Here is a 12,191-nt window from a genome sequence, read left to right as displayed (position 1 = left end):
GTCGGACGCGGTGCATCGCAAGGCGGAGGGACGCCCGAATACTGGATGTATTCGGGCGTCCCGACAACGCGGCGAGGTGCCGTGGCCGTCGTCGCACGCCCACCAGGGATTACGGGACAGCCCTTAGCCTCCCGGCTCAGGAATTCCGTGCAGATGTGCGGGCTTGTCCCATGGCACGGACGGGGGGCCGTCGTACGAGCTCACGTGCTCGGCAGTGACACCACGGGCCCGTGCGACTCGACGGTCAGCGCATCTGTGCCGACGCGCCCCGGATCTGTGATCGACTCTGCTGGAAGGTGATTCCGTTCGACAGCACCCCTCGGCACCCGGCAAAGTGTGTGTCCGTGACGAGCAGTGAGCTGTGGACCCGTGCGACCGCCGACCGCTACGACGCCGAGGAGACCGAGATGTCCTCGGCCGCCGTTCTCGAACCGACTCTCGGCTTCCTCGCCGAGCTCGCCGGAGACGGCCGGGCACTGGAGTTCGCCATCGGGACCGGACGAGTGGGCGTCCCTCTCCGGGAACGCGGCGTGCCGGTAGTGGGAATCGAACTGTCGGAGCACATGGCGGCGGTGCTGCGGCGCAAGATCGGCGAGGACAAGCTCCCGGTAACCGTCGGGGACATGACTTCCACCGTCGTCCCAGGCGAGTTCACCCTGGTCTATCTCGTCTACAACACCATCACGAACCTGCTCACGCAGGACGAGCAGGTCGAGTGCTTCCGCAACGCCGCACGTCATCTGGAGCCCGGCGGCCGATTCGTCGTCGAGCTGGGCGTGCCGCCACTGCAGTTCCTGCCGCCTGGCCAGATCGCGGTGCCGTTCGACGTCTCCGAGCGTCATATCGGCCTCGACACCTTCGATCTGGTCGAGCAGATTCTCGTCTCGCACCACTTCACCCGCGAAGGCGACGACGGCCGCTACCGCCGTGACAACTCCCGGCACCGGTACGCCTGGCCGGCGGAGCTCGACCTGATGGCACGGATCGCTGGGTTGGAGCTGGAACGTCGCGTCGCGGACTGGGACGGGGCGCCGTTCGCCCAGGACTCCACGAAGCACATCTCCGTGTGGCGCAAGCCAGTCTGAAGTCGGCCTCCGCACCGGCGGCACCGTCTGAAGCAGCGGGGTGGAAGCCCTGGCCTGGCCAGGCGTGGCTGCCGGTGCGCCCGCGACGACGAGCCCGCATGCTGACCGGTTCGTATGTGTACGGAGGAGCGGCGCCCGCGCGCGAGCAGGTGATTTGCCGCCGCTCGGACGGCGAATGTCAGCAGGGGTTGCCGGCCGTCGCTCCCAGCACGGCCGGCGCACTCGGCACCGTGACAACATCCTCCGGCCCTCAGGCCCCGGCCTGCCGTCGTCCACGGTCAACAGCAGGCCGAAGCCCATGGGCCACTGTCGGACCCGGGCTCGACCGGCGTGAGGTGCGGGTCCGGAAGTGCCCCGCGTCAGCTGCAGTTCACATAGACCGCGTCCGCCGCGTGGTGCGCGTCCGTGGACCCCTGCGAGTTCCAGTCCTTGCCGCGGTCGTGCAGCACGACCGACAGCCTCCCACCACCGAGCTTGACGTTCGGTGCCGCCACCCACTGCCCGTGGTGGGCGACCTGGTCGATCGTGAAGCTCGCCGGCTGCGCCCCGGCGGAACTGCTCCCGGCGTGGACGGTGTAGTAGGACGGTGCACCGCCGACATGCCGGACGTCGCCGGAGTTGGGGATCGACGCGGCCGTCGCCCGCCGTGCGCGGGTCATCGACGTCCCGATCGCCCTGGCCCGGAGCAGCCCGGCGCTCGCCGCGGCGGTCCGTGACGCGGGACGCCACGGCGCGCTGGTGATCGCCCCGGCGTACGCGTCGGGCAGCGCGGTCACGGGATCCGGGAACGCCCCCGCCGCGGCCGCCTATCCGGCCGCTTTGCCGGACGTCCTGGCCGTCGCCGCACTCGGACCGGGCGGTGTCCCGGATCAGAAGCTCGCGCCCCGCACCGCGCCCGATCTGGCCGCGCCCGGCAATGCCGTGATGAGTGTCGGCCCCGGCGGTACGGGCAGCTTCACCGGCGACGGCGCCGAGCTGGCCACGGCCTTCATCGCGGGCGCCGCCGCGCTCGCCCTCTCCGCACACCCGGATCTGACGCCCTCCCAGCTGTCCGACCGCCTCACCGCGACGGCGTATCACCTCCCTGCCGACAAGGCGCTGGTCGGCGCGGGCACGGTGGACCCGGCAGCGGCCGTCACCGCCCCGGCCCCCGATCCCTCGGCCGACCCGTCCCCCTGGGACCCGGCAGCCCTGCGCATGCCACCTCCCGAGGCCCACTCCGGCCGCACCACGGCCATCGCCATCACCTCCGCCGCCGGGGGTGGCCGTCCTGATCACGGGCTTCGCCGCGTTCACCTTCCCCCGGGCCCGCCGTCGGGGCTGGCGGCCAGGAGGATCGGCGCCGTAGGCGGTACGGGCACCGGACACGGGCCGGGGTGCCGGGCTGTTCGTGGCCCGGCACCCCGGCCCGCACTATCGCGTCAGGAGGCCTGATCGGACCTCGGGGGTCGTGATGACCGGCGCGCCGCCCAGCGCGCGGTCTGCGGCGGGCCGGGGACCGGATGCTCTGGCAGAGCCTGTCGCCGTGGATCCCGGGCAGGTCGCGGTCGAGGCCACGACGTCGTACGCGTTCACGTCGAGCCTGGCTGCGGCGGCCGGGCCACCGTGCGTGGCATCGACAGCCGTTGCCCCGTTCAGCAGGGCCGGTAGATCCCTTCGGGATCATCGTGGGACCATGCCGCGAACTCCTCGAAGCCCAGGTTGCCGATGCTCAGGTTCGCATGGACCTCGTGGACCCCTGCGGGGGTGGTGCGGAACTCGCGGCCGAACTCGGTCAGTTGCTCATAGTCCTCTTCGTCCACGCAGTCCGCCTGTGTCAGCAGGGTGACCGCCAGCAGCGGGTGGTGCTCGGCCTGCATACTCACCCGGTCGGCAAGGAAGACGACGGACAGGTCCTCATCGGTACTGACCGCTGTCAGTACCTCGTCGGTGGTCGCCCCCGACCAGGCCGGATCGTCGATGAAGTGGATGTGTGCCTCGTACGGCTCGTCTCCCCAGGGCTCCAGCAGCGCCGCCGCCAGTTCCCGCCACGCCTGGTCGTCGTGGTAGTCGGTCCTGACGACCAAGGCATCGAACTCGTCGCGGCGGGTCGCAACGGGCAACGCTCCCATGGATCCCTCTCCTCGTGGTGATCGGTGAGCCGTGCCGCGACTTTCTCATGGGCCGTCTGCCGAGCGAACACACCAGCAGTGCCACCGCCGCCACCGCCATCGCCGCCGCAACAACAAGCACGAGACGGAACACTTCCTGGCCCGCACCGAGATCGCCGCGGCGCTCATCTGCTTCCGGTTCCTCTCACAGCAGGCGTGAGACGCCGGGCTGCCGCTACGGAACGTTCCAGGCGGCGATGAAGGGCTGCTCGTCCTTGGTGGCCAGGAAGCTGAGCGTGCCCGGATGCGGGTGGCCGAGCAACCGGCCGGCGGACGCGTCGAGGCCGAGCCAGCGCACGGTGAGCACGCGCGCCAGATGACCGTGGGCGACGACGGCGACGTCGCCGTCGTCCAACAGTGGCCGGATCCGGTCCAGCACCGCATCCGTGCGCGCGGCCACCTGCCGGAGCCCCTCACCAGGATGGGCCGCGTCGGCGGGAATCACGCCGTCCCGCCACAGGTCCCAACCCGGCGTCGTCTCCTGGATCTGTGCCGCGGTCAGGCCCTCGTACGCTCCGTAGTCCCACTCCATCAGGTCGGGATCGGGCTGGACGCCGGTCAGGCCGGCCAGCTCGGCCGTCCGCATGGCGCGGCTCAGCGGGCTGCTGAACACGGCGACCAGATGGCGTCGGGCAAGCCGAGGAGCGAGCGACTCGGCCACGGCCTCGCCTGCGTCGGTGAGCGGGATGTCGGTGCGGCCGGCGTGCTGACCCGACAGACTCCATGCGGTCTGGCCATGCCTGATCAATATCAGTTCACCCATGACTGCGCACCGTAGCCGATCACTCGAACACCTGCCGACACGCTCCTCGCCACCCTCGGCTGCATCCTCATCCGCCCCAGCCGGTCCACTGGCTGGAATGACATCCGCGCGGCCTCGAGCAAAGGCAGGAGTGACCCTGGCGCCGGGGCGAAGGCCACTGGGCCGGCCGGTCAGAGCGACGTCCGCCCCTGAACCACGTACAGCGGCATTGTGCAGACGCCCAGCAATCCGGCGTGACGACTGTGCGCCTGCAGACAGACATGAGCGAAACCAGATCTCATCATGGCTTTGGTCACGATGCGAGGACGCGCAACGTGCCGTATTCGTGAAGGAGTTGCCATGTCGGGAATCAGAAGGCGGCTTACGATTGGCGGGATTCTGGCCACCGCCGTGTTGATGGTGGGTGCGGCGCCCGGAGTGTCCGCAGGCGCCGTCGGGGCGAGTGACGCGGCTCGGTCGCCGTCGGCGGTTCCAGCGGCCACGGTGGGCATCCCGTCCGTCGGCACCGACTGGGGTGCACCGGGGCCGTACGCCGTGAGTGTGGAAGTCGGGGTCGTGCACACCTTCTACCGGCCGCAGAACATGGGGCAGTCCGGCGAATCCCATCCGGTGATCATCTGGGGCAACGGCACAGGCGCGGTGCCCGGCGTGTACAGCTCGCTGCTGCGGCACTGGGCGAGTCAAGGCTTCATCGTGGCTGCCGCAAACACGCCGACCTCCAACTACGCGATCAGCATGCGCCTGGGCATCGACGTGCTGGAGCAACGCAACGCAGACAGTTCAAGTCCCTACTACCACAAGGTGGATCTGGCGCACATCGGCTCCGCCGGTCACTCGCAGGGTGGTGCGGCCGCCATCAATGCGGCGATCGATCCACGGGTGATCACCGCTGTTCCCATCCAGCCGGGTCCCCTGACCGATCCGGATCTGATGGACGAGCCCGTCTTCTATCTGGCCGGGCAGCAGGACCACATCGTGTGGCCGGCGTTGGTGAAGGCGATGTACCAGGATTCCGACCACGTCCCCGCCGTCTACGGTGAGGTCCGGGGCGCCGGCCATCTCGACTCGATCGGCGACGGAGGGGACTTCCGCGCCCCGGCCACCGCCTGGTTCCGCTATTGGCTGATGGGCGATGAAGCGGCCGGCCGGATGTTCTTCGGCCCGGACTGCGGCTACTGCGCGGATGCCACCTTGTGGTCCGGCTGGGAACGGAACGCCGCGGCACTGCAGCGTTCCGGCCCGATGGCCTGAGGGCCGGGGGCAATCCCGGGTTCAGCGCGGGGCCACCCAGCGCCCACGGCGCCTGAGCCCCGACCGGGCAGTCCGATCACGGGTGCAGGCAGGGACGGGACGCCGTGGGTCTCGGGCCCTGCGTCGGGCAGAAGAGCCGACACGTACCGCCGTCAGGATCCGGCAGCGGACACGAGGCGATCCAACTCGATGGCCAGGCGTCGCATGACCGTACGGTTGGCGCGCCGCATGGTGGCCCGGACGACGGGCGCCAGCAGGTGGTCGGCGAGCGGGGCACGTGCCCAGGCGTACGTGAACGACACGTGGCTTCCGCCTGTTCGCAGGGGCTCGATGGTGTAGGTGCCACGGGCCAGCCGTCGGCCGGCAGCGCTGACGTTCCGCTCGACGATCCGCCGAGGCGGTTGGGCCTCGACGACCTCGATGGCGACGTCGGTCTTCGTGCCGCCCAGCGCGGCTGTGACCCTGGCGCACGATCCGACGCCGCGACCGGGGCCACTGAAGTGCCAGTCGGTCAGGTAGTGGTTGGTGAATCGCTCGTGGTGGGCCATGACATCGAGGAAACCGTAGACCTGCTCGGGGGTCTGCGGTACGTCGATCGACACGGTGACAGGCTTCATGTACCACACGGTACACAGGCCATGTACCAATTGGTACACTCGCAACGTGGTGAATACGGACGGCTCACATTCCGAGGACGACAAGGCAGCGCCCGGCACGGACGGGGACCGACGCTCTCAACTGATGAACGCGGCCGTCGACTACGTCGCAGCACACGGCTTCGCGGACCTGAGCCTGCGCGGTCTGGGTGCCGCGATCGGTGTCAGCCACCGGATGCTGATCCACTATTTCGGCTCCAAGGAACAGCTGCTCGTCGAGATCGTCCGGACCTCGGAGCAGCGCCAGCTTGCTCTGCTGTCCCGGCTCCGCCTGGAACCCGGTCTCTCGCCCTCCGATGCCGCGAGGCTGCTCTGGAAGCAGCTGACGGACCCTCGACTGGCCGGTCAGGAGCGGCTCTTCTTCGAGATCTACGGGCAGGCGCTGCGAGGCCGCCCCGAAGCCGCTCCGGTCCTCGAAGGGCTCGTGAACAACTGGCTTGAGCCGCTCATGGCCGCCGAGGTCGCCGCGGGTGTGGACCCCGCCGTGGCCCGGAACCGCGCCAGGCTGGGACTCGCCACCGTCCGCGGCCTACTGCTCGACCTGCTCGCCACCGGTGACCGCGCCGGTGTCGACGCTGCGATGGAGGAATTCCTTCAGTTCTACTACGACTCCAAGTGACGGAGCCGCCGTCTCCGAAGCAGCCCCCGGGGCTGCGCAGCCACGGAACGGCCTGAGCGATCCGCGGCAGCACCGAGGACCGAGGCGGCTGAGATCCCGTTGGCAATCATGTCGCTGACCATGGGGGGTCGATGATGCCCAGGCAGACGGCGTTGATGCGCTCCGCCCCGGCAAGCCTGTCGAAGTCGGAGCCGAAGCCGAAGGCGATGCTGTCGAGGATCGGCAGGTCGGCGTTGGCCCTCATGGGCCTGCCGGCCCCGGTGTGGCTCCTACCGGCGACCGCCGTTCGTCCGCGTCCTGGACCGGGCCTCCCGATTGCCCCGACGGTGGCCCAATAGAACAGCCTGGTCAGCCGTTACTCAAAGGCCACGCCGATCGGCACGGGCGGGGCCCATTGACAGACAGGGCAAGCACAGGCTCCGCGATCACGGAGTTACGACGCTCTGTGACCACCGGAGATCCTGTGCCTGCGATGCCATCGTGCTAACGAGCCCGGCCACGGTCGCGCGGTCGTTGAAGACGCTGCCGATCAGGATCAGCGGCACGCCCTGGCCGGTCGTGTCGAGGGCGAACGTGGTGCCGTCCCTGGAAGTGATGTTCGTCCTGTCGGTCTTCGGAGCGTGCGGAGCAGGAGACCGAGGCCGATTGCCGCCTGCGCGGGCGGTCGCTACCGCCGGGTGAAGGTCATGTGCGTGACGCCGCTGGGGGTTGTCACGGTATCGACCTGGAAGCGCTTCTCAAGTCCTTCGAGTCCGTCCCACAGTCGCTCGCCACGGCCCAAGACGATCGGGACGACGGCGATGTGCAGATGATCGATGAGGTCTTCGACGAGGAACTCGCGGATCGTGGTCGGCCCGCCACCGATCCTCACGTCCAGGCCGCCTGCGGCCTCGCGCGCCTGACGCAGTGCCTCCTGCGGCGTGGCGTCGATGAAATGGAATGTGGTACCGCCCTCCATCTCCACCGAGGGGCGGGGGTGGTGGGTCAGGACGAACACCGGGGTATGGAAGGGCGGGTTGGGCCCCCACCAGCCGTTCCAGTCGTTGTTCTCCCATGGCCCGCGCTGGGGGCCGAACTTGTTGCGGCCCATGATCTCCGCTCCGATGCCGACATCCCAGGTACCGGCGATGACGTCATCGACCCCGGTATTCCCGTCCGGCTCGCCCAGCATCTGCTGGAAGGTCCTGGTCGGGAAGAACCACTCATGGAGCCGCGTGCCTGCGTGGCCGAACGGGGCGTCGAGACTCTGCCCTTCACCAGTGGCGAACCCGTCGATGGAGACGGAGAAGTTGTGGACCCTCACGCGGGACATTGCACGGACCCCTGCCCTCGAAGCGATGTGATTGCGAACTGCAATCACTAGCCGTGGGCGAGCCTAGACTCGGTGATGGCAGAATGCAATCACTGGAGGTGGGCATGCGAGACAAACCGCGGTCCGGATGCGCGATCAACGCGGCGGTGGAGGCACTCGGGGACCAGTGGAGCCTCATCGTCCTGCGCGACGTGGTGTTCGGCGGACGCCGACACTTCCGCGAGCTGCTCAGCCACTCCGAGGAGGGGATCGCGTCGAACATCCTCAGCAGCCGTCTCAAGGCCCTCGTCGCCGGCGGTCTCCTCACGCAGGAACGGGCCGAACGAGGACGTCGAGCGACCTACAGCCTCACAGAAGCGGGCATCCAGACCGTCCCCATCATGGTCGCGCTCGGCTCCTGGGGAATGCGGCACCGCCCGACCACGCCCGAACTCAGCGTCCGCGCTCGCCTCTTGGAGGACGGCGGCCCGCATCTCTGGGAGAACCTCATGGACGAACTCCGCGAGGTGCACCTGGGCATTCCCCGCCCGAACCCCAACCATCCCCGGGCCTCCGAACTCCTTCAGGCAGCCTACGAGCAGGCACTCACCGAGGCGCACTGACACACCCCTCCGGCCATCATCAAGAGCGCCTGGAGTACTGGTCCTTGGCCGATACCCATCTTTCCGCGCGGGCGACCTGACAATGGTCCTTGCAGTCCGCGCGGACAGGCGGCAGTTCAAGCTCGGCATCGGGGGCGTTCCTCCCAGCGGTAGGTGGTCCATGCCCGCCGGATCAGGCTATGGACGGTGATGACCGTGTCGGCGAGGTCGAAGAATGCGTCGAGGGCGGTGGTGCGCCGCTCGTAGCAGCGGGCGAGCCGGTGGAAAGCGTTCTGCCAGGCGTGAGTGCGTTCGGCATGCCAACGCTGACTGACCTGGATGGGCGCCTTCTCCTCCTTGCACGCGATGCGTCCGCACAGGCCGCGCTCGTTGAGCGGAGCGCGGGTCTTGTCCGCGTCGTAGTCGGTGCCCAGGCGCACGATGATGTCGTCGGGCAACGGCCCAGGTCGTCAGGACGATCCGGTCGCTGATGCATGGGCGGTGGCATCCCAGCGGATGGGGCGGCGCGTACGCAGATCGCTCAGGCAGCAGGGTGGCGAATGGGCTCCAGATCGGCTCGGCCAAGCCATGATGGCAGTACAGGCACTGGCCTCGCCGGTGATCGGAGAGCGTCGTAACTCCGTGATCGCCAAGACCTGCGCCTGCCTTGCTGCCGGGGTGCCGCCACCCCGCCCATCTGCGCGGCCTCGTACTGATCATTTCACAATGAGCGACCAGCCCAGAGCTTCCTCGCGGATCACGCAACACTCGACGCGTGACAACGCCTGAAGAACCGCCCAGAGCCAGCCCACCCGGCTGCGGTCCTTATGCCTGTCCCTGTTGCAAGCTCTTGACGCTGGAAGCCCGCGGACAATTCCAGATCTGTGACGAGTGCAGCTGGGAAGACGATGGCCAGGACGACCCGAACGCCGACGAGGTCTGGGGCGGCCCCAACGGAGCGGAGAGCCTGACCGACGCACGTCGTCGCTACGCGCAGTACGTCACCACAACAAGGGCAACAGATCCGAGATCGGCAGCCAACGGCGGCCCAGGTAGGTGGCGTTCACGCCCGAACCGGCGTCGCATCTGAGTACAGGAATTGGTCCACACCGGAGATCGTCCTCAGCCTTTTCCGCCACCGCGACTATGCAGAACGGAACAGCCGTCGTGGTAGCTGTAGCCTCGTGCAGAGCCATGAGATTGGCTCAGGGCTTGGCAGTTGGGTTGGTGGACGGCGGACTTCTGCGGGTGTCGGATGATCTTGTGTCTGATGATCTGTGGGAGCGTGTCGCCCCGCTGCTCCCACCCCGCCCGCCGAGGCGTCAACGGTGCCCAGGCCGACTGCCGGCGGATGACCGCGCTGCCTTGCCTGGGATCGTCTACGTCCTGCGCACGGGTGTGACCTGGGCCGACGTACCGGCCGAGAGGATCGGCTGCAGCGGAGTGACCTGCTGGCGGCGTCTGCGGGACTGGACCGAGGTTGGCGTGTGGCCACGCCTGCACGAGTTCCTCTTGGCACAACTCCGTAAGACCGGACTGCTCGAGATGGACGAAGCCGCGATCGACGGCTCCCACGTCAGAGCCCTGAAAGGGGGGCTCACACCGGACCTTCACCGGTCGGCCGCGGCCGCCCTGGCAGCAAGCACCACTTGATCACCGATCGGCGTGGGACGCCCCTCGCGGTGTCACTGACCAGCGGAAACCGGCACGATGCCACCCAGTTGATGTCCCTGCTGAACACCATCCCCCGCATTCGCGGCCTGGTCGGCAGGCCCCGTCACCGGCCACGGCGCCTGTTCGCCGACCGCGGCTACGACCACGACAAGTACCGCGCCTCGTCTGGAGCCTCGGGGTGAAACCGGTGATCGCCCGCCGGGGCACCGAGCACGGCTCCGGCCTCGGCACTCAACGTTGGGTCGTCGTGCGCGCCTTCGCACACCTGCACTGGTTCCGCCACCTGCGGATCCGCTGGGAGATCCGCGACGACATCCACGAAGCCCTCCTCGTGCTCGGATGCGCACTCATCTGCTGGCGACGGTTGCTCAACTCGCCGACAGCATCGGAACCCAGTGCGCCATCACCCGGTGCGAACGCTGCTGGTGATCTGCAATCCAGTCGTCCGGCGGGACGACCGGCACTCTCACGGTGACCATGGAACCCGACTCGTCCTCCACCACGACCTCCGGACAGTCACGCTCGCCGCAGAGCTGGATCCAGATGGACGGCCCCCTGTCCCACTCCATCCAGGCAACGTCCTCGCCGGCGTCGAGCCTGTTCAGCGCGTCCGCCCAACTCGCCAGTTTCGAGGCGGACAGCACCAAATCGATACTCCCGGACACGAAGGGCGTCCTCACCACGATCTCGGCGTCGAGCCCGGCACCCCACCTGGGATCACACCCCAGAACGTTGACGGTGACGCTGTTCCCCTCGTCATCGGCGAGGGAGATGAGCTCCCTCGGAACGATGTCTCCCATAACTGCCCTGCCCCTCCATCAGCGAGTACCGAGAGATCGTCACCCTGTCACGCGTGCGTCCGCCACTCCATTTCGCCAGGAGTTCTTAGCCCGGAGGGGGACCGTCGCTGCTGCGCCCGAACGGGTTCGATGCCCGGCCGGTCCGGACCGGACCGGCTACAGAAGTGGGCAAGTGAGCGGAAGGACGCGCTCGCTCAACCGACCGGTGAAATGGGTGTCGGTGAGGGTGGCTTCGGTGAGCCAGTCCGCTCTGGTCAACTGGTCGACCAGGCGTTGCAGCTCTTCGGGATCCACCGGGACCCAGGCAGTGAGGGACTCCCGAGCGATGCCCCGACCGCTGGGACCGAGTCGACCATCGCTGCTCGCCTGGGTCGCCAACGTCATCGCCAGCAGACGGGCGGGCGCGGGGGCCTTGGCCTTGCGGAGTTTCTTTTCCGAGATGACTCTCTGAGCCCAACCGCTGAGCTTGGGCCGCATCTTCTTGCCGAACGTGAACGGTCCGGAACCGTCCTCATGGGGCACCAAGGAGGGCACAGTGACGGTAGTGGGGTTCTCCGGCCGGGAGGCGAGCAGGTCACCGATGGTGCCAGGGATGGCCAACCAGCCGCAGCAGGTCAGCTCCCCGACCAGGCCCTCCGGATCGGTCAGGCCCATCGTCGTGACATCCTGCCCGACGAGGTTTCCGGTACCGGCATGCGCGGTGCGCAGGGTCAGCATCACCGCCAACAGCCGTGCTTCTGGGCCCGGAAGCGGGCTGTGGTCGGCCACGTGCGCGAGGACAGAGCGTGCGTGCTCCCACTGCGTCGGCACCGTCAGCAGACGGGCCACCGTCGGCCCATCGCCGTCCGCGCTGTGGCCGGTACGCTGCAACTGCTGGAACCGGGCGGCAACCGCGGCCTGTTCGGCCCGCCGCGCCTCCAGCCGCAAATTGATGTCGTCGGTGACATCGGCCCAGGCCAGGAAGGCGCGTGCCTTGCGTTCATGGAGGTCGGCGAGGAGCCCCAGGTCGGGTTCGGGGCGCTCCTGGTAGGCACGGAACAGGTCCCCGAGTTCGACCAGCTCGTCGCGCAGCACAACGGGCTGCAGATTGTGCGGGATGAGGCGCTGCGCGATCATCTTCCTGCTTGAACGGGTTCGCCCCGCAGGGGCGGGGCGGGCAGCAGGCACCGGGTGCCTACCGACTGCAGGTGAGGAAAGGTCGGAGAACTGTGGCACGCCGGCAGGAGCGGCCGACGGAGGCTTGTCAGCGGCCGGCGGGCCCGCCACCGAGCCGGATGCGGCGGGGGCAGTGGAGACGACT

Annotated in this window: 14 protein-coding genes and 2 pseudogenes; 7 read left to right on the top strand and 9 right to left on the bottom strand. The window is 68.6% G+C overall.

Annotated features, from left to right (window positions below):
- The first annotated feature begins 344 nt into the window (after positions 1-344).
- Positions 345-1,085, top strand: a complete 741-nt coding sequence (locus tag ACFYY1_RS28695) for a class I SAM-dependent DNA methyltransferase (RefSeq protein WP_388590740.1) — start codon at positions 345-347, stop codon at positions 1,083-1,085.
- A 359-nt stretch (positions 1,086-1,444) separates the two neighbouring features.
- Here the strand turns inward: ACFYY1_RS28695 and ACFYY1_RS28690 are convergent, their stop codons facing one another.
- Positions 1,445-1,744, bottom strand: a complete 300-nt coding sequence (locus tag ACFYY1_RS28690; protein WP_388590739.1) for a hypothetical protein — start codon at positions 1,742-1,744, stop codon at positions 1,445-1,447.
- Between ACFYY1_RS28690 and ACFYY1_RS28685 the strand changes: the two genes are divergently transcribed.
- The gene (locus ACFYY1_RS28685; RefSeq protein ID WP_388590738.1) at positions 1,704-2,519 is read left to right on the top strand and encodes a S8 family serine peptidase; all 816 of its coding nucleotides are present in this window, start codon (positions 1,704-1,706) and stop codon (positions 2,517-2,519) included. The two genes, ACFYY1_RS28690 and ACFYY1_RS28685, sit on opposite strands and share 41 nt — an antisense overlap.
- A gap of 200 nt (positions 2,520-2,719) precedes the next feature.
- On the opposite strand, the gene ACFYY1_RS28680 is transcribed toward ACFYY1_RS28685, so the two are convergent.
- Both ACFYY1_RS28680 and ACFYY1_RS28675 read right to left on the bottom strand, forming a co-directional pair.
- Positions 2,720-3,196, bottom strand: a complete 477-nt coding sequence (locus tag ACFYY1_RS28680) for a DUF6924 domain-containing protein (protein ID WP_388590737.1) — start codon at positions 3,194-3,196, stop codon at positions 2,720-2,722.
- A gap of 214 nt (positions 3,197-3,410) precedes the next feature.
- Positions 3,411-3,998: a histidine phosphatase family protein gene (locus ACFYY1_RS28675; protein ID WP_388590735.1), complete on the bottom strand. Its 588-nt coding sequence runs from the start codon at positions 3,996-3,998 to the stop codon at positions 3,411-3,413.
- Between the two features lie 339 nt (positions 3,999-4,337).
- Here ACFYY1_RS28675 and ACFYY1_RS28670 point away from each other — a divergent pair, with 339 nt between their 5' ends.
- Positions 4,338-5,249, top strand: a complete 912-nt coding sequence (locus ACFYY1_RS28670) for an acetylxylan esterase (RefSeq protein WP_388590733.1) — start codon at positions 4,338-4,340, stop codon at positions 5,247-5,249.
- Between the two features lie 152 nt (positions 5,250-5,401).
- Here the strand turns inward: ACFYY1_RS28670 and ACFYY1_RS28665 are convergent, their stop codons facing one another.
- The gene (locus ACFYY1_RS28665) at positions 5,402-5,866 is read right to left on the bottom strand and encodes an SRPBCC family protein (protein WP_388590732.1); all 465 of its coding nucleotides are present in this window, start codon (positions 5,864-5,866) and stop codon (positions 5,402-5,404) included.
- Between the two features lie 46 nt (positions 5,867-5,912).
- On the opposite strand from ACFYY1_RS28665, the gene ACFYY1_RS28660 reads away from it, so the two are divergent.
- Positions 5,913-6,524, top strand: coding sequence for a TetR/AcrR family transcriptional regulator (locus ACFYY1_RS28660; protein WP_388590730.1), 612 nt, complete (start codon positions 5,913-5,915; stop codon positions 6,522-6,524).
- Positions 6,525-6,630: 106 nt separating this feature from the next.
- Here the strand turns inward: ACFYY1_RS28660 and ACFYY1_RS28655 are convergent, their stop codons facing one another.
- Both ACFYY1_RS28655 and ACFYY1_RS28650 read right to left on the bottom strand, forming a co-directional pair.
- Complete coding sequence (locus ACFYY1_RS28655) at positions 6,631-6,768, bottom strand: hypothetical protein (RefSeq protein ID WP_388590728.1); 138 nt, start codon at positions 6,766-6,768, stop codon at positions 6,631-6,633.
- A 423-nt stretch (positions 6,769-7,191) separates the two neighbouring features.
- A complete protein-coding gene (locus tag ACFYY1_RS28650) occupies positions 7,192-7,836 on the bottom strand; it encodes a dihydrofolate reductase family protein (protein WP_388590727.1) in 645 nt (214 codons plus the stop codon).
- Between the two features lie 104 nt (positions 7,837-7,940).
- Between ACFYY1_RS28650 and ACFYY1_RS28645 the strand changes: the two genes are divergently transcribed.
- Positions 7,941-8,438 carry a winged helix-turn-helix transcriptional regulator gene (locus ACFYY1_RS28645; RefSeq protein ID WP_388590725.1) on the top strand — a complete coding sequence of 166 codons (498 nt, stop codon included), beginning with the start codon at positions 7,941-7,943 and terminating at the stop codon, positions 8,436-8,438.
- 116 nt (positions 8,439-8,554) lie between these two features.
- Here the strand turns inward: ACFYY1_RS28645 and ACFYY1_RS28640 are convergent.
- Positions 8,555-8,881: pseudogene (locus tag ACFYY1_RS28640) on the bottom strand (IS5/IS1182 family transposase); the annotation flags it as partial.
- Positions 8,882-9,192: 311 nt separating this feature from the next.
- On the opposite strand from ACFYY1_RS28640, the gene ACFYY1_RS28635 reads away from it, so the two are divergent.
- Both ACFYY1_RS28635 and ACFYY1_RS28630 read left to right on the top strand, forming a co-directional pair.
- The gene (locus ACFYY1_RS28635; RefSeq protein ID WP_388590724.1) at positions 9,193-9,507 is read left to right on the top strand and encodes a CPCC family cysteine-rich protein; all 315 of its coding nucleotides are present in this window, start codon (positions 9,193-9,195) and stop codon (positions 9,505-9,507) included.
- 158 nt (positions 9,508-9,665) lie between these two features.
- Positions 9,666-10,455 (top strand): annotated as a pseudogene (locus tag ACFYY1_RS28630) (IS5 family transposase); the annotation flags it as partial.
- 4 nt (positions 10,456-10,459) lie between these two features.
- Here ACFYY1_RS28630 and ACFYY1_RS28625 read toward each other — a convergent pair.
- A complete protein-coding gene (locus ACFYY1_RS28625) occupies positions 10,460-10,891 on the bottom strand; it encodes a DUF5959 family protein (protein WP_388590723.1) in 432 nt (143 codons plus the stop codon).
- Positions 10,892-11,047: 156 nt separating this feature from the next.
- Positions 11,048-12,007, bottom strand: coding sequence for a hypothetical protein (locus ACFYY1_RS28620; RefSeq protein WP_388590721.1), 960 nt, complete (start codon positions 12,005-12,007; stop codon positions 11,048-11,050).
- Positions 12,008-12,191 lie beyond the last annotated feature (184 nt).

The organism is Streptomyces sp. NPDC001890 (assembly GCF_042891445.1).
Classification (GTDB): Bacteria; Actinomycetota; Actinomycetes; order Streptomycetales; family Streptomycetaceae; genus Streptomyces.
Note: the sequence above shows the minus strand (reverse complement) of the source record. Positions and strands in the feature narration are given on the sequence as shown.

Bases quoted from the DNA above. Each gene is read 5' to 3' on its own strand.
- ACFYY1_RS28625 (WP_388590723.1), bottom strand. From the start codon at position 10,891: ATGGGAGACATCGTTCCGAGGGAGCTCATCTCCCTCGCCGATGACGAG.
- ACFYY1_RS28620 (WP_388590721.1), bottom strand. From the start codon at position 12,007: ATGATCGCGCAGCGCCTCATCCCGCACAATCTGCAGCCCGTTGTGCTG.
- ACFYY1_RS28665 (WP_388590732.1), bottom strand. From the start codon at position 5,866: ATGAAGCCTGTCACCGTGTCGATCGACGTACCGCAGACCCCCGAGCAG.
- ACFYY1_RS28675 (WP_388590735.1), bottom strand. From the start codon at position 3,998: ATGGGTGAACTGATATTGATCAGGCATGGCCAGACCGCATGGAGTCTG.
- ACFYY1_RS28650 (WP_388590727.1), bottom strand. From the start codon at position 7,836: ATGTCCCGCGTGAGGGTCCACAACTTCTCCGTCTCCATCGACGGGTTC.
- ACFYY1_RS28645 (WP_388590725.1), top strand. From the start codon at position 7,941: ATGCGAGACAAACCGCGGTCCGGATGCGCGATCAACGCGGCGGTGGAG.
- ACFYY1_RS28690 (WP_388590739.1), bottom strand. From the start codon at position 1,744: ATGACCCGCGCACGGCGGGCGACGGCCGCGTCGATCCCCAACTCCGGC.
- ACFYY1_RS28670 (WP_388590733.1), top strand. From the start codon at position 4,338: ATGTCGGGAATCAGAAGGCGGCTTACGATTGGCGGGATTCTGGCCACC.
- ACFYY1_RS28680 (WP_388590737.1), bottom strand. From the start codon at position 3,196: ATGGGAGCGTTGCCCGTTGCGACCCGCCGCGACGAGTTCGATGCCTTG.
- ACFYY1_RS28655 (WP_388590728.1), bottom strand. From the start codon at position 6,768: ATGAGGGCCAACGCCGACCTGCCGATCCTCGACAGCATCGCCTTCGGC.